Raw genomic sequence first — 17341 nt, forward strand, 5'->3', positions numbered from 1 at the left:
TGTGTGCGGCGTGGGCGACTTTGCGTGCGCAGGCTTTGTTTTCTTCTCTGGCTGCGTCGGTGAGTTCGGTCAGGAGTGTTGGGTCGATGGTGGGTGGTGTGTGTGGGCCCAGGTAGCGGGCGTATCTGCTGGGCGTGGTGTGTGGCATGTGGTGAACCCCCCGGTTCATGGGAACGTATGTTCGAATGTACCGCCCGTTCTGTTCGGTTGCAAGGTCTTTCGGGTTGTGGGGCAACCGTTTTCGAATTTCGAGCTGCTAGCACACGACACCGACAAAAATGCTTACAAGGCGCCGTCCGACTAGCGGGGCTGGATCAGTCGAAAGGATTCCAGAACTACTTTCGTGTCGTCGTCGACAGTGAAGGTGGGATCGCCCAGTGCCGAGCGCATTTCCGTAGAGTGCCAGATTGATTCGTGGCCGCGCCGCCAGTCGGCTATCGAGCGGTGGCCTTCGCCCTCGGCCATGGCGTGGTCGAGTGAAACGTCGGCGAGTCGCACGATGCGCACTCCCGTCACTTCGATGACACCGACAGGTTTCCCGGACGAATCAATGACCGAGAATCGATCGCCGACGGCCGGAATGGGGTCACCGGTTGCTGTGTAGTCGGCCACCAAGCCCGTCGTCGATGTCTTCTTGCCGTCGAGGACAGAGGCCACGAGGGAGTCGCGCAGCGGACCGGGGAAGGCGAACTCTACTGCGGGTAGCTGGGTCATGGCGTAACAGTCCGAGAGTCATCGCCGGTGTTCTGAATTCGAAAGCTGATGGCTTCGAGCGCAATTCGGCGTATCTCGTTCACGGCCTGTCCGATCACGACGGTTCCTATGGCCATGGCCTCCACGGCGGAGGCGCGGTCTGGTCGCGTACGGGCGTAGTTCACCTCACCCCAGGCAGTTGCCTCGGTAGCGTCGGCCACGTCGTCGAAGTAGTTCAAGTCGATCGGAAAGTCGAAGCGTCTCAACGTCGCCATGAGTTCTGCCAGCCTGAAGGGAGCGGGGGCCGCAGGGTCCACGTGCCAATCACGCGCGGAAATCCATTCTCGCACTTCGTCGTAGGTTCGGGCGACGTCCGTTGTCGCGTCGTCGGGTTCTATGTCGTCCAGCCCGTGCATCACTGCTCCGAACGTGTCGTGAGCGGAGGCTGATTCGTGATCGATCGTTGCCAGGGTGGCGCGGGCGACGGAAACGGAGAGTCCGCCGACGTCGATCAAGGCGCGGATGAGACGCAACCGTCGTACGTGCTGGTCGTTGTAGTCGGCCTGATTGGGTGCGGTCTGCTTGCCTGCGGGGAGGAGGCCTTCGCGCAGGTAGAACTTGATGGAGGCTGTCGACACGCCGGAGTGCTTGCTCAGCTCGGAGATCCTCATCCGAGCACCCTTGACTTCACGAACGGAGAGTATCACTATCTATTATAGATAGTTCTTCTATCCATAGTCTGGAGGTTCGACATCGTGAACCGCAACGGAGTGCAACCCGGCCGCTACACGGCCTCGATGGACGGAGATTTCGTCGTCTTTCTCATCGGCATGCGGATAAACAAGCTGTGGAAGGTGCACAAGTGGTTTCCGCCGTTCGTCGCCATGCCGAAAATGTTGCGCGAGTTGCGGAAGCATCCGGAGAAGGGGCTCTTGGGCGCTCGCCTGTCCTTCGGCGGACGTACGGTAACGGTGGTCCAGTACTGGCGGAGCTTCGATCTGCTCGAGGCGTTCGCCCGGAACCCGAGTGATCCACACTTGCCGTCGTGGAGGGCGTTCAACACCAGAGTCGGCAGTAGCGGTGACGTCGGCGTCTATCACGAGACCTATCGGGTGGGCCCTGGCAATCACGAGTCGATCTACTCGAACATGCCCATCATGGGGTTGGCTGCCGCGGGAACTTCCGTCGTAGTCGGAAAACGAACCGAATCAGCACGGGTCCGAATCTCGAAATGACTGTGCGACGGCATCCTCCGTCAGGGCATGTCCGCAATGCTGTCGATTCTGTGGTCGAACTCGCCCCTCGCATCGTCCACCGAACGATCGACTCGGCCGAATTCCAACGGGCGATGAACGAACACGGTCTTCATGCCGACGGCCCTGGCGGCCCGGAGGTCGTACGGGTGTGATGCGACCATCGCTGCACGGTCGGGTTCGACCCCGAGGTAACGACACGTTCGCTCGTACAGGAAAGAAGCCGGCTTGAAAGCGCCGAACACTTCGGCGGTCAGCACTGCGTCCCAGTCCATCCCGGCTCGCTTGAACAGATGCACCATGGTCGCCATGTCGGTGTTGGACAAGCTCGCGACTACCGAGGTCTGTCGTAGATCTCGCAGGCCGTCCACTGAATCGGGCCACGGCCGCAGGTTCTTCCATGTTTCGGCCAACGCCGTCCGGGCAGGAGAAGGGATCTGTAGCCCGAGTTTCTTCACGACCGAATCCAGCCCGTCTCGGTAGACGTTCTGCACCGGCTGCCAATGCTCGGCCGACTGCGTCAGGGTGGACGTTCGCTCGAAATAGTCCTGGCGCCAGGCTCGCACTGCATCGCCGACGACTTCGTCGTCCATCCATTCGGACAAGGCGTCGGCTACCGGCCCGAAAAAGTCGAACAGTGTGCCCTGGATATCGAAGACATACGCGTCGTAGACCCCCATGGCATCGATGGTACCGACGAGAGCCCTGGCCGAACCGTCAGGCGCGATCGTGGAGGGTGATGTGGTAGCCCTCGGGGTCGGCGAAGGTGAAGGTGCGGCCGAAGGGGCCGTCGATGGGTTCCGACACGATGATCTGAGTCTTGCTGTCGGGGTCGCTCTGCGCACTCCGCTCCTGGTCCGCTACAAGGGCGTCGTGGATGGACTGAACGTCGTTGGCGTGCAGCCAGATTGCGGCGCCGATGCCCGGCCGGTCCGCGGAGGCGAGATCGGTTCCGGCGACGATCTCTCGCAGAGCGAAAGCGATGGGAGTGGTCTCGAAGACCACGGCGTGGGGTGGGCCGGCCTGCGAACGAACGAGGCCGAGGTACTTCTCGTAGAACGCCTGCGATGCGGCGAGGTCGCGTACTTGGAGGGAGATGAAATCGGGGCCGGTGACTGCCATGGAGACTCCTTCGATGCGTGTCAGTTATCTGACACGAACAAATCTATGTCAGAATACTGACATGAGTCAAGCCGACCGAGGGATCGACCTGAACACCTCGTTGGGGTACCTGCTGAAGGAAGTCTCCAGTGTTCTGCGGACCTCGATGGAGGAAGTCCTTCGGCCGCTCGGGATGAGCGTGACGCACTACTCGTGCCTCGAACTACTTGCTCAGCGGCCGGGGCTGTCCAACTCCGAACTCGCCCGCGGCGCCTTCGTCACCAGGCAATCGATGAACGTGCTGTTGCAGGCTCTCGAACGGGACGGGGTCGTCGTCAGGCCGACGGAGGCTCCCGTCGGAAAGGCCCTTCCGGCTCGGCTCACCGCACACGGCCGGCGGGAGCTCGAGAAGGCGACTGCCGCGGTCAGGTCCGTGGAGGACCGGATGCTGGCCGGTATGTCCGGCGACGAACGCGAGACGGCGTTCCGGCTCCTCGGCGGAATGATCCGATCGCTCAACGACCGCGGAGACGCATCCTGAGTCAGAGCTCCAGATCCACCCACACCATTCGGTGATCCGAGGGGTGCGACGCATCGGTCGGCCAGACCACCTCCGAGCCTGTGACGGTCAGGTCGCTCGACGGCAATGCGTAGTCGACGCGCAGGTCGCCGGGAATCGGGTCGGAAAAGTCTGCCGTGTCGGTGTTGCCTTCGGGTCCTGACATCGGCGCCGGATCCTGGACGCGAGGGTTGTCGAGCAATTGCTGAATCGACCCTGCTACCGAGTCGCCGTCGACCGGATCACTGTTCTGGTCGCCGAGAACGACGAACGATGCGTCCTGCGTCAAGCCTCCGCGAACACCGTTGTCGTCGTACAAGTATTCGGCGCCGTCGATGTAGTCGGCGGTGAGGCGGATCTCGTCGTGATTGCGTTTTCCATTGCGGTCCTCCGGTCCGTCGAACGACGGGGGAGTCGGGTGCGAGGCCAGAACGTGCACGGTCTTTCCGTCGATGTCGACGGGCACGTCCCAGTGCGACTTGCTCGACAGGCGCAGTGCGTCCGAGTTCGCGCCGTAGTAGTCGCGAGGTAGAAGCGAATCCGGCATGTCCTTCCACAGGAAGTTCTGGAATGTTCGAACGCCGGAGGTGTCGATCGGGAACTTCGACAGCACGACCATGCCGTACTGGCCGGGAAACTGCCCGAAACCGAATGCGTCGTTCGGTCCACCGCGAGCACCGTCGGAATCGAGGTCGAGTCCGGAGTCGACGCCGGTGTTCACGGGTGCCGTGAAGGAGTGGGGGTACGCGCCGCCCAGGTAGTTCTCACGAAAAAGATCCAGTGCCTCGGGCGAATAGTCGAATTCGTTGATCAACAGAACATCCGGCGAAATTTCGTCGATCACGTCGGCGACGGCACGCGCCTGCGCGTTCTCGCCTTCCAATTCGGTGGCCAGCTGACCCTCGGCTGGTCGGTTGAGGCTTGCATTGAACGTCGCGACGCGCACCTGACGGGGCTCGGCGTCGCTCGCTCCCGACGTCGAACATCCGGCGATGAGTCCAGTGGCAAGTAGGGCGGCGGCAAGTCCGGCGGTCTTCACGATCGGAGACCGTACCGACCTTGTCTGAACAACATGTAAATTAACAAGCAGGCTTGCTTGCTTTTTATGCGGTGTGGTGTGAAGCTATTCCCATGGCCGACCTCGACTCGATCATCGATGACCTCCGCGCCGAGGGTGACGACCTCGACGCCCTGGTCAGCGACCTGACCGACCAACAATGGTCGACGCTCACGCCCGCCGAGGGCTGGACCGTCGCCCATCAGATAGGCCATCTGTCCTGGACGGACAATGTCGCCGAGCGCACGACGTCGGGTGCTGCAGGAGACGATCGCGCCAAAGCCGAGTTCGACATCGTTCTGAAGCAAGCCTGGTCCGATCCGACCGGTTTCGTCGACGTCGCGGCCGAGGAAGAGGCGCGGCGGCACGACCTCCTCGAAACCTGGCGCTCACGTCGTCACGCAATGACGGATGCCCTCGCGACGGTGCCCGCCGGAGTGAAGATCCCATGGTTCGGTCCGCCGATGAGCGCTGCCTCGATGGCGACGGCCCGACTCATGGAGACGTGGGCGCACGGACAGGACGTCGCCGACGCACTCGGCGTCCGCCGCGAGCCCACCGAGCGCATCAGAGGCGTCGCGCACATCGGAGTCAGAACCCGCGACTTCGCCTACGCCGTCAACCAACAGACCCCGCCGACCGAGCCGTTCCGGGTCGAGCTGACCTCCCCCTTGGGTGAGCTCTGGACCTGGGGCCCCGGTGACGCGTCTCAGCGCGTCACCGGCTCGGCGGCGGACTTCTGCCTGCTCGTCACCCAGCGCGCCCATCGGGACGACCTCGACGTTCGCGCCGAGGGCGCCGACGCCCAGCACTGGCTCACCATCGCCCAAGCCTTCGCAGGCCCTCCAGGACCAGGACGATCCCCGAAATGAGTACCCCCCACGTCAGAATCGGCAACTGTTCCGGTTTCTACGGTGACCGACTCTCCGCGATGCGAGAGATGCTCGAAGGTGGTGAACTCGACTACCTCACCGGCGACTACCTCGCCGAACTCACGATGCTCATCCTTGGCCGTGACCGTATGAAGGACTCATCCCGCGGATACGCCAAAACCTTTCTCCGCCAGGTAGAGGACTGCCTGAGTCTCGCTCTCGACAGGGGCGTGAAGATCGTCGCGAACGCCGGCGGACTCAACCCGAAAGGCCTCGCCGACGCGCTGACCCAGCTCGGCTCCGGCGCGAAAATCGCGTACGTCGACGGCGACGATCTCCTGTCCCGTGCGGACGAGCTCGGCTTGGGTAGCCCTCTCACCGCCAACGCTTACCTCGGCGCGTGGGGAATCGTCGAAGCACTGAAGTCCGGCGCCGATGTCGTCGTCACCGGCCGCGTCACCGACGCCTCGGTCATCGTCGGCCCCGCGGCGCACCACTTCGGTTGGAACAGAACCGACTACGACGCTCTGGCCGGCGCCGTGGTTGCAGGTCACGTCATCGAATGCGGCACCCAGGCGACGGGTGGTAACTACTCGTTCTTCACCGAGATCGCCGACATGGGCCGTCCCGGGTTCCCGATCGCCGAGATCCATGCCGACGGATCGTCGGTCATCACCAAGCACGACGACACCGGCGGCGCAGTCAGCGTCGGAACCGTCACCGCGCAGTTGCTCTACGAGATCACCGGCGGGCGATACGCGAACCCCGACGTCACAGCTCGTATCGACACCGCTGTGCTGACTCAGGAGTCCAGCGACCGCGTCAGGATTTCCCAGGTGAAAGGCGAGGCTCCGCCGCCCACGCTGAAGGTCTCGCTCAATTCGCTCGGCGGATTCCGCAACGAGTTCACCCTCGTTCTGACCGGTCTCGACATCGACGCGAAAGCCGAACTCGCGCAGAAGCAATTCGAATCCTGGCTGCCGACCAGACCCAAGGAACTCGAATGGACGCTGGTGCGGACCGACAAGCCCGACGCGCCCACCGAGGAAACCGCAAGCGCGCTCCTGAGGTGCGTGGCCCGTGACAGTGATCCGAACATCGTCGGCCGCCAGTTCTCATCGGTAGCAGTGGAGCTCGCTCTCGCCAGCTATCCCGGATTCTCGTTGACCGCGCCACCCGGACACGGTGCGCCGTTCGGTGTCTTCACCGCCGGATACGTCGATGCAGGCGAGGTCCCGCACGCGGTCACCCTCGCCGACGGCACCCGGGTCGACATTCCATCGGCCACCGACACGGCAGTACTCGAACCGCTCCCGGAGCCCGAACTTCCGCCGAAACGTCCTGGCGAGTCGACGATCACAGTGCCACTCGGTACCGTCGCCGCCGCACGGAGCGGCGACAAAGGCGGCAACGCGAACGTCGGAGTGTGGGTGCGCAGCGACGACGAATTCGCCTGGCTGGCTCACGCTCTCACCGTCGAAGAACTGAAGTCGCTGCTCCCCGAAGCCTCGAACCTCACCGTCACCCGGCATGTACTGCCGCACCTCAAGGCCCTCAACTTCGTCATCGAAGGCATCCTCGGCCAAGGCGTCGCATCGCAGGCGCGGTTCGATCCGCAGGCCAAGGGGTTGGGCGAATGGCTCAGGTCCCGGCACATCGCCATTCCCGAAACTCTCGTATTCCAAGGACAGATATGACCATGTGGACAACGACGGAGCGTGAACAACTCCGCAAGACCGTGCGCAGTTTCGTCGAACAGGACATCCTGCCGCACCTGAACCAGTGGGAATCGGACGGTGAACTCCCACGCGATCTCCACCGTAAAGCCGCGGCTCTCGGTCTCATCGGAGCGGGCTTCCCCGAGGAGGTCGGCGGCGACGGGGGCGACCTTGCCGACGCTGTCGTCATCTGCGAGGAAATGCACCAGGCAGGCGCGTCGGGAGGACTCTTCGCTTCGCTGTTCACCAGTGGAATTGCGTTGCCGCACTTGGTGGCCGCGGGTGATCCGGACCAGATCGAGAAGTGGGTACGCCCTACCCTCGCGGGTGAGAAGATCGGATCGCTCGCGATCACCGAACCTGGCGGCGGATCCGACGTCGGACATCTGCGGACGAGGGCCGTCAAGGATGGCGATCACTACGTCGTCAACGGTGCGAAGACGTACATCACGTCGGGGTGCCGCGCGGATTTCGTGGTCACGGCGGTCCGCACCGGCGGTGACGGCGCCGGAGGGGTCTCGCTGCTGGTCGTGGAGAAGGGCACTCCTGGATTCGAGGTGACGAGCAAGCTGGACAAGATGGGCTGGCGGGCGTCGGACACGGCAGAGCTCTCCTTCGTCGACGCTCGTGTGCCCGTGAGCAATGTCGTCGGCGCGGAGAACTCCGGCTTCGCACAGATCGCGCAAGCCTTTCTGACCGAACGCATCGCGCTTGCTGCGCAGGCATATTCGAGCGCTCAGCGGTGCCTCGACTTGACGCTGCAGTGGGTCCGTGACCGCGAGACGTTCGGAAAGCCATTGATCAAGCGGCAATCCGTACAGAACACCGTCACCGAGATGGCCCGCAAGATCGACATCGCTCGCGTCTACACACGCAGCATCGTCGAACGATCCATGACCGAGAACAACGATTTCATCGCCGAGGTCTGCTTCGCCAAGAACACAGCCGTCGAATCCGGCGAATGGGTCGCGAACCAGGCCGTCCAGTTGTTCGGCGGCCTCGGCTACGTGCGGGAGAGCGAAGTCGAACGTCAGTACCGCGACATGCGCATCCTCGGTATCGGCGGAGGCACCACCGAGATCCTGACCGGACTGGCTGCAAAACGATTGGGGTACCAGGCATGAGCGTGCTGAAGTCCACCCTCGACACCGCGTCGGAGCAATTCACCGGTGCCACCGAAGCGATGAACACCAAACTCGCCGAGATCGACGTCGAGCACGGCAAAGCGCTTCTCGGTGGCGGTGAGAAGTACGTCGAGCGGCATCGCAAGCGCGGCAAGCTCCTGGCGCGTGAACGAATAGAACTCCTGATCGACGAGGATTCGGCGTTCCTCGAGCTGTGCCCACTTGCCGCCTGGGGCAGCGACTTTCCTGTCGGTGCGAGCACGGTCATGGGCATCGGCGTCGTCAGCGGTGTCGAATGCCTCATCGTCGCGAACGACCCGACGGTGCGCGGCGGTGCCAGTAACCCGTGGACGCTCAAGAAGGGTTTCCGCGCCAACGACATCGCGACGCAGAACCGGCTGCCGGTCATCTCCCTCGTCGAGTCCGGTGGTGCCGATCTGCCGACTCAGAAGGAAGTGTTCATTCCGGGCGGACGCATGTTCCGCGACCTGACGCAGTTGTCCGCCAAAGGAATTCCGACGATCGCACTGGTCTTCGGCAACTCCACGGCCGGCGGCGCCTACATTCCAGGCATGTCGGATCACGTCGTCATGATCAAGGAACGTTCCAAGGTGTTCCTGGCCGGACCGCCACTGGTCAAGATGGCGACCGGTGAGGACTCCGACGACGAATCCCTCGGCGGCGCCGAGATGCATGCCCGCAAGTCCGGTCTTGCCGACTACTTCGCGGTCGACGAGCAGGACGCCATCCGCATCGGTCGCAGCATCGTCAAGAGACTCAACTGGAAGAAGAAGGGCCCGGAGCCGCGAGCCGAGGTCATCGAACCGCTCGCCGATCCCGAGGACCTGCTCGGCATCGTACCGACGGATCTGAAGATCCCGTTCGATCCCCGTGAGGTCATCGCCCGCATCGTCGACGGCAGCGATTTCGACGAGTTCAAGCCGATGTACGGCGGGTCGTTGGTCACCGGCTGGGCCGAACTGCACGGCTACCCCATCGGCATCCTCGCCAACGCACGTGGCGTCCTGTTCAGCGAGGAATCGCAGAAGGCAACCCAGTTCATTCAACTTGCCAATCGCTCGAACACGCCGTTGTTGTTCCTGCACAACACCACCGGCTACATGGTCGGCAAGGAGTACGAGGAAGGCGGCATGATCAAGCACGGCTCGATGATGATCAACGCCGTCTCGAACTCCACGGTCCCGCACATCTCGATTCTGCTCGGAGCGTCGTACGGTGCCGGTCACTACGGCATGTGCGGCCGGGCCTTCGATCCCCGGTTCCTTTTCGCGTGGCCCAGTAGCAAATCCGCGGTCATGGGCGGCGCGCAACTTGCGGGCGTCATCTCCATCGTCGGGCGAGCCGCCGCGGAAGCCCGCGGGCAAGCATTCGACGAGGAGGCCGACGCAGGCCTGCGCGCGATGATCGAAAACCAGATCGAAGCCGAGTCGCTGCCGATGTTCCTCTCCGGACGCCTCTACGACGACGGCGTCATAGACCCCCGTGACACCCGCACGGTGGTGGGAATGTGCCTGTCGGCCATTGCCACCGCCCCGATCGAAGGCACCGAGAACTTCGGCGTCTTCCGGATGTGAAGCAATGATCACTTCTGTATTGGTCGCCAACCGCGGTGAAATCGCTCGCCGCGTCTTCGCCACCTGCCGCACCGAAGGCATCGACACCGTCGCAGTCTTCTCCGACGCCGACGCGAACTCCCCGCACGTCCGGGAAGCCGACGTCGCGGTCAACCTGCCGGGGAACTCGCCCGGCGAGACGTACCTGCGCGGTGAACTCGTCATCGCAGCAGCCGTACAAGCAGGCGCCGACGCAGTTCACCCGGGCTACGGATTCCTCTCCGAGAACGCCGAATTCGCCCAGCAGGTCCAGAACGCCGGACTGACATGGATCGGGCCACCCGTCAAAGCGATCGAACTCATGGGCTCGAAGGTGGAGTCCAAAGCGATGATGGCCGACGCCGGGGTGCCGGTCCTGACGCAACTCGATCCGTCGCAGGTCACCGAGAACGAACTGCCGGTGCTCGTCAAGGCCTCGGCGGGGGGTGGTGGACGCGGCATGCGTATCGTCCGCGATCTGAAGGACCTGCAGCGGGAAATCGAGACGGCAGGGCGAGAAGCGCTTTCGGCCTTCGGCGATGGAACGGTGTTCGTCGAACGGTACATCGAAACCGGCCGACACATCGAAGTCCAGGTCATGGCCGACCGTCACGGAACCGTGTGGACGGTCGGAGAACGCGAATGCTCCATCCAGCGTCGGCACCAGAAAGTGGTCGAAGAGGCGCCCTCACCGCTCGTCGAACGTATCGACGGAATGCGCGAGAGGTTGTTCGACGCCGCCAGACTCGCCACCGAGGCCATCGGGTACGAGGGCGCAGGTACCGTTGAGTTCCTCGCCGACGAGAAGGGCAACTTCTTCTTCCTCGAGATGAACACCCGTCTGCAGGTGGAGCATCCCGTCACCGAGTGCACGACTGGCCTCGACCTGGTCGCGTTGCAGATCAGCGTGGCATCGGGAGAGCCGCTCCCCGCAGATCAGCCGACGACACGCGGGCACTCCATCGAAGTTCGGCTGTACGCCGAGGATCCCAGTCAGGACTGGCAGCCCCAGAGCGGGCCGGTGCACACGTTCGACATCCCCGGTGAGCGGTTCTCCGTGCTGAACGAGTCCGGAATCCGTGTGGATTCCGGCGTCGAAACAGGGTCACACGTGGGCACCTTCTACGACCCCATGCTCGCGAAGGTGATCTCGTTCGCGCCCACCCGAGAGCAGGCCGCGAATCTGCTGGCGAAGTCACTGCAGAAAGCCACGATTCACGGGCTGGTCACCAACCGCGATCTACTCGTCAACGTCCTGCAGCACCCGGCATTCCTCGCCGGTGCCACCGATACGGCGTTCTTCGACACCCACGGTCTGGACGTCCTGGCGCAGCCGATCGCTCAGGGACGTGCAGTGCGGCTCTCGGCGCTGGCAGCCGCGCTGGCCGACGCCGCCCACAATCGGGCGTCCGCTCGTGTGAACAAGGGGCTCCCCAGCGGCTGGCGCAACCTCCCGTCGCAGCCGCAGCGAAAGCAGTACGGGGATGAGATTGTCGAATACACCCTCGGGCGCTACGGCCTGAAGACCGATCTCGACGGCGTCGCGCTGATCGAGAGCACTCCGAATCGAGTGGTGCTGGACGACAACAAGCTTCGTCGAACGTTCCACGTCGCGCGGCACGGACAGGATGTCTTCGTCGACTCCTCGCTCGGTCCGGTGCGGCTTACCAAAACGCCGCGGTTCGTCGATCCCACCGAGGAAGTCGCAGCCGGATCGTTGCTCGCTCCGATGCCGGGCAGCGTCGTCAGAGTGGCTGCAGCGCAGGGCGACACCGTCACGGCCGGGCAGCCGATCCTGTGGCTCGAAGCAATGAAAATGGAACACACCGTCACTGCGCCGGCGGACGGCGTGCTCACCGAACTGAACGTCTCCGAAGGCCAGCAGGTCGAGGTCGGCGCCGTCCTAGCAGTCGTAACAGCAGGAGTGGAGCCCGCGGAATGACCATTTCAACAGGAGTGGAGCCCGCGGAATGACCATTTCAACAGGAGTGGAGCCCGCGGAATGACCATTTCAGCAGGAGTGGAGCCCGCGGAATGACCATTTTTAAAGGAGAATCATGAGTTTCATCGAAACCGAAGAGCAGAAGGGCCTGCGGACGTCGGTCTCCTCGCTCGGCAAGCGCTACAACTACATCGACTACGTGCTGCCGAAGGCTCGCAAGGGTGAACCCCTCAGCGAATTGTGGAACGAGGCAGGCAAACTCGGATTCCTCGGCGTGAACCTGCCCGAGGAGTACGGCGGCGGAGGCGCAGGGATCTACGAACTCGCCCTCGTCCAGGAGGAACTCGCGGCACACGGGGCGGGGTTGCTATTGGTCGTCGTCAGCCCGGCGATCTGCGGCACCATCATCGGGAAGTACGGCACGGCGGATCAGAAGCAGACGTGGCTCACCGCTCTCGCCGACGGTTCGAAGATCATGGCCTTCGGCATCACCGAACCCGACGCCGGATCCAACTCGCACCAGATCACCACGACCGCCAGGCGAGACGGTGACGACTGGATCCTCAAGGGCAGCAAGATCTACATCTCCGGCGTCGACCAGGCCGACGCGGTGTTGATCGTCGCCCGCACCGAAGATTCCAAGACCGGCAAGCTGAAGCCGGCGCTGTTCATCGTCCCCACCGATTCCGAGGGCTTCCAGAAGACTCGGATGGAGATGGACATCATCGAGCCGGATCACCAGTTCACGTTGTTCCTCGACGACGTCCGGCTCCCGGCAGAGGCCCTCGTCGGTGAGGCCGACGCTGCGCTGATGCAGCTGTTCGCAGGTCTGAATCCCGAGCGCATTCTCGGCGCGGCGATGGCCGTCGGGATGGGCCGCTACGCACTCGACGCGGCGGTGAAATACGCCAACGAGCGCACGGTGTGGAAGACGCCGATCGGTGCGCACCAGGGGATTTCGCATCCGCTCGCCCAGGTCAAGATAGAACTCGAGCTCGCCAAGCTGATGATGCAGAAAGCGGCCGTTCTCTACGACTCCGGCGACGATTTCGGTGCTGCCGAGGCCGCCAACATGGCCAAGTACGCGGCCGCGGAAGCGAGTATCAAAGCGCTCGATCAGGCCATCCAGACCCACGGCGGGGCGGGCTTGACCGAGGAATACGGTCTCGCCGCCATGCTCGGTGCAGCGCGGATCGCGAGGGTCGCACCGGTCAGCCGGGAAATGATCCTCAACTTCGTCTCCCAACATTCCCTCGGACTACCCAGGTCGTACTGATGGCAGTTCAGGTACATACAGTCGACGCGGTCACCACCCTCACCCTCGACACCCCGCACAATAGGAACGCCCTGTCAACGGCCCTCGTCGACGAACTGACGGCAGGGCTGCACGATGCGGGCGAGGATCCCGACGTTCGGGCAATCGTCCTCACCCACACCGGTGGAACGTTCTGCGCGGGGGCCGACCTCACCGAAGCCGGCGGAACCGTCGAGGGACGCACGGCCCAGATGCTCGGACTGCTTCGTGCAATCCTCGAAACCCCGAAGCCCGTCGTCGGACAGATCGACGGGCACGTGCGCGCGGGAGGCATGGGGCTTGTCGGTGCATGCGACATCGTCGTCGCAGGACCGAACTCCACATTCGCCCTGACGGAGGCCCGCCTGGGTCTGGCCCCGTCCATCGTGTCGTTGACGCTGTTGCCGCGGATGAACTCCCGAGCGGCAGGCCGCTACTTCGTCACCGGTGAGAAGTTCGGCTCCCACGAGGCCGAGGCCATCGGCCTGATCAGCGAGGCCGCAGCCGACCCGGCATCCACCGTCGGCGACATTCTCGAGTCTCTCCGGAAAGGATCCCCGCAGGGCCTCGCCGAGTCGAAGCGGCTCACGACGTCTGCGATTCTGGCGGACTTCGACGCTCACGGAACCGACTTGTCGGACCGTTCTGCGAGGCTGTTTGCATCCGAGGAAGCGCGAGAGGGGATGATGTCCTTCTTGGAGAAGCGACCGCCCAGGTGGGTGGCCTCGCGAGTGGCGCCCGCGGAATGAGCGGGCCAGTGCAGAAGTAGGGAGAAGCAGGACCGATGGTGACGGCGCGGGAACCCAAGCAGGATCGAAGTAGGGCGACGCGTCAGCGGCTGTTGGAGTCCACTATCGACTCGCTCGCCGAGCAGGGATGGGGCCCGACGACGGTGGGCGTCGTCGCGGCGCGAGCAGGAGTCTCCCGCGGGGCGACCCAGCACCATTTTCCCACCCGAGAAGACCTGATCACCGCGGCGTTGGACTACATGTTCGACACCCGCATGGACGACGCACGCCGTGAATCCGCGGCGCTGCCACACGGCCCGGCCCGCACCGAACGCGTCGTCGAGCGGCTCGTCGAGTACTACACCGGTTCCGTGTTCAAAGCGGCCCTGCAGGTGTGGACCGCTGCCGCCGCGGACCCGGACATGCGGGCCAGGGTGCTGCCGCTCGAGGAGAAGTTCGGTCGAGTGGCCCACCGCATGGCCGTCGACCAACTCGGCGCCGACGACAGCGACCCGCAGACACACCGGCTCGTGCAGGCGACCCTCGACCTCGCACGTGGGCTCGGCCTCGCCGACGTCCTGAGCGACGACTCACGCCGACGCAGCGAAATCGTCAAGGCATGGGCAGGCGTCCTCGACGCAAGCCTGAAAATCGATCACGCCACCACCGCGGCCGGGTAGGCGAGCGCTCGATCTGCGGCGGTGCCCGGTTCGTGGTTCGCTCTCACCGTGAGTCGGATACGCAGCGCACCTGAAATACACAGCGCCTCTGAAATACCTAGCGCACCTGAAAAACACAGCGCACCTGAAATACATCGGGGCCATGTTTTCCATATCGCCGGATCGCCGACGGTGACCGCTGCTGCGGGTGCGTTGGTCTCGATACCCGACGGTGCCCTGGTGTTCGACGCCGACGGTGTCATCACCTATTCGGGACCGTTCGACGCGGTCACGGTCGGTGGCGGCACCGTCGTCGACCATCGTCCTGGTTTTCTTCTTCCCGGGTTCGTCGACACTCACGTGCATTTCCCGCAGACGTTCGCTGGGGACGCCTACGGCGGCGGGCAGCTGCTCGAGTGGTTGAACACCTGCATCTTCCCGTCGGAATCGATGTTCGAGGACCCGGAGTTCGCGGCGGAGGCGGCGGCCGCGTTCTGCGATCGACGTATCGCGGCCGGTACGACGCAGGCCATGGTGTTCGGGTCGGCGTTCCCGCACGCGCAGGACGCTTTGTTCGAGGAGACCCTTCGGAGAGGATTGCGCGTCGTCAGCGGCAGGGGAGTGCAGACGACGGGCCCCGACTCGGCGAAGTCACTCGTGACCACCGAACACGACGCGGTACGGCTGGTGTCGGAGGAGATCGAGAAGTGGCACGCCGCCGACACCGGTGACGTCGACACCGCTCTGCTGCACGTCGCGGTCGTTCCACGGTTCTCGCTGTCGGTGACCACGGAGACACTGAGGAACCTCGGCGAGCTGTACGACTCCGTACGGGACCGCGGCGTCTACTTCCACACGCACCTCAACGAGAACAACAGGCCCGGCACGGGCGAAATCGCGACGACGCTGGAGACCTACCAGGTCGACTCGTACCTCGACACCTACGACGGCAAGTTCCTCCCCGGCTCCGCGGCCGGTGGCAAGAGCTTCCTCGGCAGGCGGACCATTCTCGCCCACGCCGTGCACTGTCAGGACGACGAGCTCGCACGCATGGCGGAGACGGGCACGTCCATCGCGCACTGCCCGACATCGCAGCAATTCCTCGGATCGGGCACGATGCCGTGGAACCGAACCGTGGCCGCAGGGGTGAACATCGCCCTCGGTTCCGACTACGGAGGCGGTGACGAGTTCCTCCTCTCTCGCGTGCTCGGTGACGCGTACAAGGTGCACATCTCCGAACCCGGAGACGCGGGCGTGTCCCTGCATCCCGCCGAGTTGCTCTTCACCGGCACCCTGGCCGGCGCGCGGGCGCTCGACATGGAGGACCGCATCGGCAACCTCGATGTGGGCAAGGAAGCCGATTTCATCGTCGTCGATCCAGCGAAGTGGCAGCCCCTCGACGATCTGATGCGTCGTGGCATCCGTTCCGTGGACCCGGACATGGCACGCGATCAGACTCTGTTCGCCCTGCTCATGGCGATGCGCGAGCCTGCGATCACGGAGGTCTACGTGCAGGGTCGACGCGTCGACTCCGTCTGATCCGTGTCGGTCGGACTGGGTAGGGTCTGAAGACCATGCGGCGGACGGTGATTCTCCTGGGTGTGCTCGCTGCCGGGCTGGCCGGATGCGGATCGGGTGACGACGCGTCGCCGCAGCAGAACTCCACGTCGGCGTCTCCGGGGGAGGCCGGTCCGTTCTTCGGTCAGTGCGGTTCGGTGAACGACGACGAAATTCTGAGTACCTTCGCCGTGCCTGCATTCACGATGATCACGAGGAATTCGGTGGGGTGCGAGTGGGAGGTCGCGGGCAGCACCGGCCCTTCGGTGAGTTTCTCCTGGTACCGCGGCAGCCCCATCGATCGGGAGCGGTCCGGGTCCGAGCTGATCGGTCGACCCGCCGACGACATCGAGATCGACGGAAACCCTGGTTTCTCCGCGGCCACGGACAACTACCTGTGCGAGGTCGGGGTCCAGTTCGGGAAGGATTTCATGCACTGGTCGGTTACGTACGGTGACCAGCCGCCGTCGTCCGATCCGTGCGACGTCGCCACTCGATTGGCAACCCTCACCGTGGAGCGCGCGCAGTGAAACGGCTGTGGATGTCCGCGCTCGTCGTGCTGCTGGCGGGATGCAGCACGACGGTTCAGGGCACCGCGACACCCGAAACGTTCGCCAGCGGCGGCGACACGGAGTTCCGAGATCTCCTGACCGAATGCGACGCCGTCGCCGACGATCGGATCGCCGCGACGGTGGGTGGCGACGCCATCGCTCGCGGTTTCTTCGGGGCGATCTGCCGGTGGGACGTGGCCGGTCCCAACGGCATCGTGAAGGTGACGTTCAACTGGTTCGAGAACGGCTCGCTCGACGCCGAGCGCGAGGCCAACGAGAAGATGATGTACCTGGTCCAGGACATAACCGTGCAGGGCCGCAAGGCAATTCGAACCCAGCCGCCGAACGAGCCGACGTCCTGCGGTGTCACGGCCGGGTCTCCGGACTCCGGAGTGGTCGGATGGTGGGTGCAGTACCTGCCTGGATCGGGCGCGCCTGATCCATGTGAGGCTGCGACGACGCTGATGGATCTGACGATCGATCTGAGTCGGTAGCACGGCGGGGCCCGTTTTGACCCGAAGGCGCGCCGCCGGGTATCGTTATGGGTCGTGTCCGGCCTGGCCGGTCCGTCTGTGTGCCTATGCGAGGTACAGCCGTGCTCATGTTCAGTTCCGAGCGTG

General features: G+C 64.0%; 18 protein-coding genes. 13 read left to right on the top strand and 5 right to left on the bottom strand.

The window, feature by feature from the left end:
- Window positions 1-300 precede the first annotated feature (300 nt).
- A complete protein-coding gene (locus tag CH293_RS16540; RefSeq protein WP_094720842.1) occupies window positions 301-714 on the bottom strand; it encodes an ASCH domain-containing protein in 414 nt (137 codons plus the stop codon).
- A complete protein-coding gene (locus CH293_RS16545; protein WP_094720843.1) occupies window positions 711-1364 on the bottom strand; it encodes a MerR family transcriptional regulator in 654 nt (217 codons plus the stop codon). The genes CH293_RS16540 and CH293_RS16545 overlap by 4 nt, the downstream gene beginning before the upstream one ends.
- A gap of 84 nt (window positions 1365-1448) precedes the next feature.
- Here CH293_RS16545 and CH293_RS16550 point away from each other — a divergent pair, with 84 nt between their 5' ends.
- The gene (locus tag CH293_RS16550) at window positions 1449-1928 is read left to right on the top strand and encodes a DUF4188 domain-containing protein (protein WP_094720844.1); all 480 of its coding nucleotides are present in this window, start codon (window positions 1449-1451) and stop codon (window positions 1926-1928) included.
- A 20-nt stretch (window positions 1929-1948) separates the two neighbouring features.
- On the opposite strand, the gene CH293_RS16555 is transcribed toward CH293_RS16550, so the two are convergent.
- Window positions 1949-2626: a haloacid dehalogenase type II gene (locus CH293_RS16555; RefSeq protein ID WP_094720845.1), complete on the bottom strand. Its 678-nt coding sequence runs from the start codon at window positions 2624-2626 to the stop codon at window positions 1949-1951.
- Window positions 2627-2663: 37 nt separating this feature from the next.
- Window positions 2664-3068: a VOC family protein gene (locus CH293_RS16560; RefSeq protein WP_094720846.1), complete on the bottom strand. Its 405-nt coding sequence runs from the start codon at window positions 3066-3068 to the stop codon at window positions 2664-2666.
- Between the two features lie 61 nt (window positions 3069-3129).
- Between CH293_RS16560 and CH293_RS16565 the strand changes: the two genes are divergently transcribed.
- Window positions 3130-3588 carry a MarR family winged helix-turn-helix transcriptional regulator gene (locus tag CH293_RS16565; RefSeq protein ID WP_094720847.1) on the top strand — a complete coding sequence of 153 codons (459 nt, stop codon included), beginning with the start codon at window positions 3130-3132 and terminating at the stop codon, window positions 3586-3588.
- A 1-nt stretch (window position 3589) separates the two neighbouring features.
- Here CH293_RS16565 and CH293_RS16570 read toward each other — a convergent pair whose 3' ends face one another.
- On the bottom strand, window positions 3590-4645 hold the full coding sequence (locus tag CH293_RS16570; protein WP_094720848.1) for an endonuclease/exonuclease/phosphatase family protein: 1056 nt from the start codon (window positions 4643-4645) through the stop codon (window positions 3590-3592).
- Between the two features lie 92 nt (window positions 4646-4737).
- On the opposite strand from CH293_RS16570, the gene CH293_RS16575 reads away from it, so the two are divergent.
- The 11 genes from CH293_RS16575 to CH293_RS16625 all read left to right on the top strand — a co-directional run bounded on the left by CH293_RS16575 (window position 4738) and on the right by CH293_RS16625 (window position 17215).
- Entirely contained in the window at window positions 4738-5535 is a 798-nt protein-coding gene (locus CH293_RS16575) for a TIGR03084 family metal-binding protein (protein WP_094720849.1), read from the top strand.
- Window positions 5532-7232 carry an acyclic terpene utilization AtuA family protein gene (locus CH293_RS16580; protein ID WP_094720850.1) on the top strand — a complete coding sequence of 567 codons (1701 nt, stop codon included), beginning with the start codon at window positions 5532-5534 and terminating at the stop codon, window positions 7230-7232. The genes CH293_RS16575 and CH293_RS16580 overlap by 4 nt, the downstream gene beginning before the upstream one ends.
- On the top strand, window positions 7229-8377 hold the full coding sequence (locus tag CH293_RS16585) for an acyl-CoA dehydrogenase family protein (protein WP_094720851.1): 1149 nt from the start codon (window positions 7229-7231) through the stop codon (window positions 8375-8377). The genes CH293_RS16580 and CH293_RS16585 overlap by 4 nt, the downstream gene beginning before the upstream one ends.
- On the top strand, window positions 8374-9972 hold the full coding sequence (locus CH293_RS16590) for an acyl-CoA carboxylase subunit beta (protein ID WP_094720852.1): 1599 nt from the start codon (window positions 8374-8376) through the stop codon (window positions 9970-9972). Before CH293_RS16585 ends, CH293_RS16590 begins: the two co-directional genes overlap by 4 nt.
- Before the next feature lie 4 nt (window positions 9973-9976).
- Window positions 9977-11932 (top strand): biotin carboxylase N-terminal domain-containing protein, encoded by a 1956-nt coding sequence (locus CH293_RS16595; protein ID WP_094720853.1) that lies wholly within the window; start codon window positions 9977-9979, stop codon window positions 11930-11932.
- Between the two features lie 115 nt (window positions 11933-12047).
- A complete protein-coding gene (locus CH293_RS16600; protein WP_094720854.1) occupies window positions 12048-13208 on the top strand; it encodes an acyl-CoA dehydrogenase family protein in 1161 nt (386 codons plus the stop codon).
- A complete protein-coding gene (locus tag CH293_RS16605; protein ID WP_094720855.1) occupies window positions 13208-13975 on the top strand; it encodes an enoyl-CoA hydratase family protein in 768 nt (255 codons plus the stop codon). The genes CH293_RS16600 and CH293_RS16605 overlap by 1 nt, the downstream gene beginning before the upstream one ends.
- 35 nt (window positions 13976-14010) lie before the next feature.
- Complete coding sequence (locus tag CH293_RS16610; RefSeq protein ID WP_026347861.1) at window positions 14011-14634, top strand: TetR/AcrR family transcriptional regulator; 624 nt, start codon at window positions 14011-14013, stop codon at window positions 14632-14634.
- A gap of 129 nt (window positions 14635-14763) precedes the next feature.
- Window positions 14764-16152: a guanine deaminase gene (locus CH293_RS16615; protein WP_094720955.1), complete on the top strand. Its 1389-nt coding sequence runs from the start codon at window positions 14764-14766 to the stop codon at window positions 16150-16152.
- Window positions 16153-16187: 35 nt separating this feature from the next.
- Window positions 16188-16700 carry a DUF3558 domain-containing protein gene (locus CH293_RS16620; RefSeq protein WP_094720856.1) on the top strand — a complete coding sequence of 171 codons (513 nt, stop codon included), beginning with the start codon at window positions 16188-16190 and terminating at the stop codon, window positions 16698-16700.
- The gene (locus tag CH293_RS16625) at window positions 16697-17215 is read left to right on the top strand and encodes a DUF3558 domain-containing protein (RefSeq protein WP_094720857.1); all 519 of its coding nucleotides are present in this window, start codon (window positions 16697-16699) and stop codon (window positions 17213-17215) included. Before CH293_RS16620 ends, CH293_RS16625 begins: the two co-directional genes overlap by 4 nt.
- The last annotated feature ends 126 nt before the right edge of the window (window positions 17216-17341 follow it).

It is taken from the genome of Rhodococcus sp. 14-2470-1b, from assembly GCF_002259415.1.
Taxonomy (GTDB): domain Bacteria; phylum Actinomycetota; class Actinomycetes; order Mycobacteriales; family Mycobacteriaceae; genus Rhodococcoides.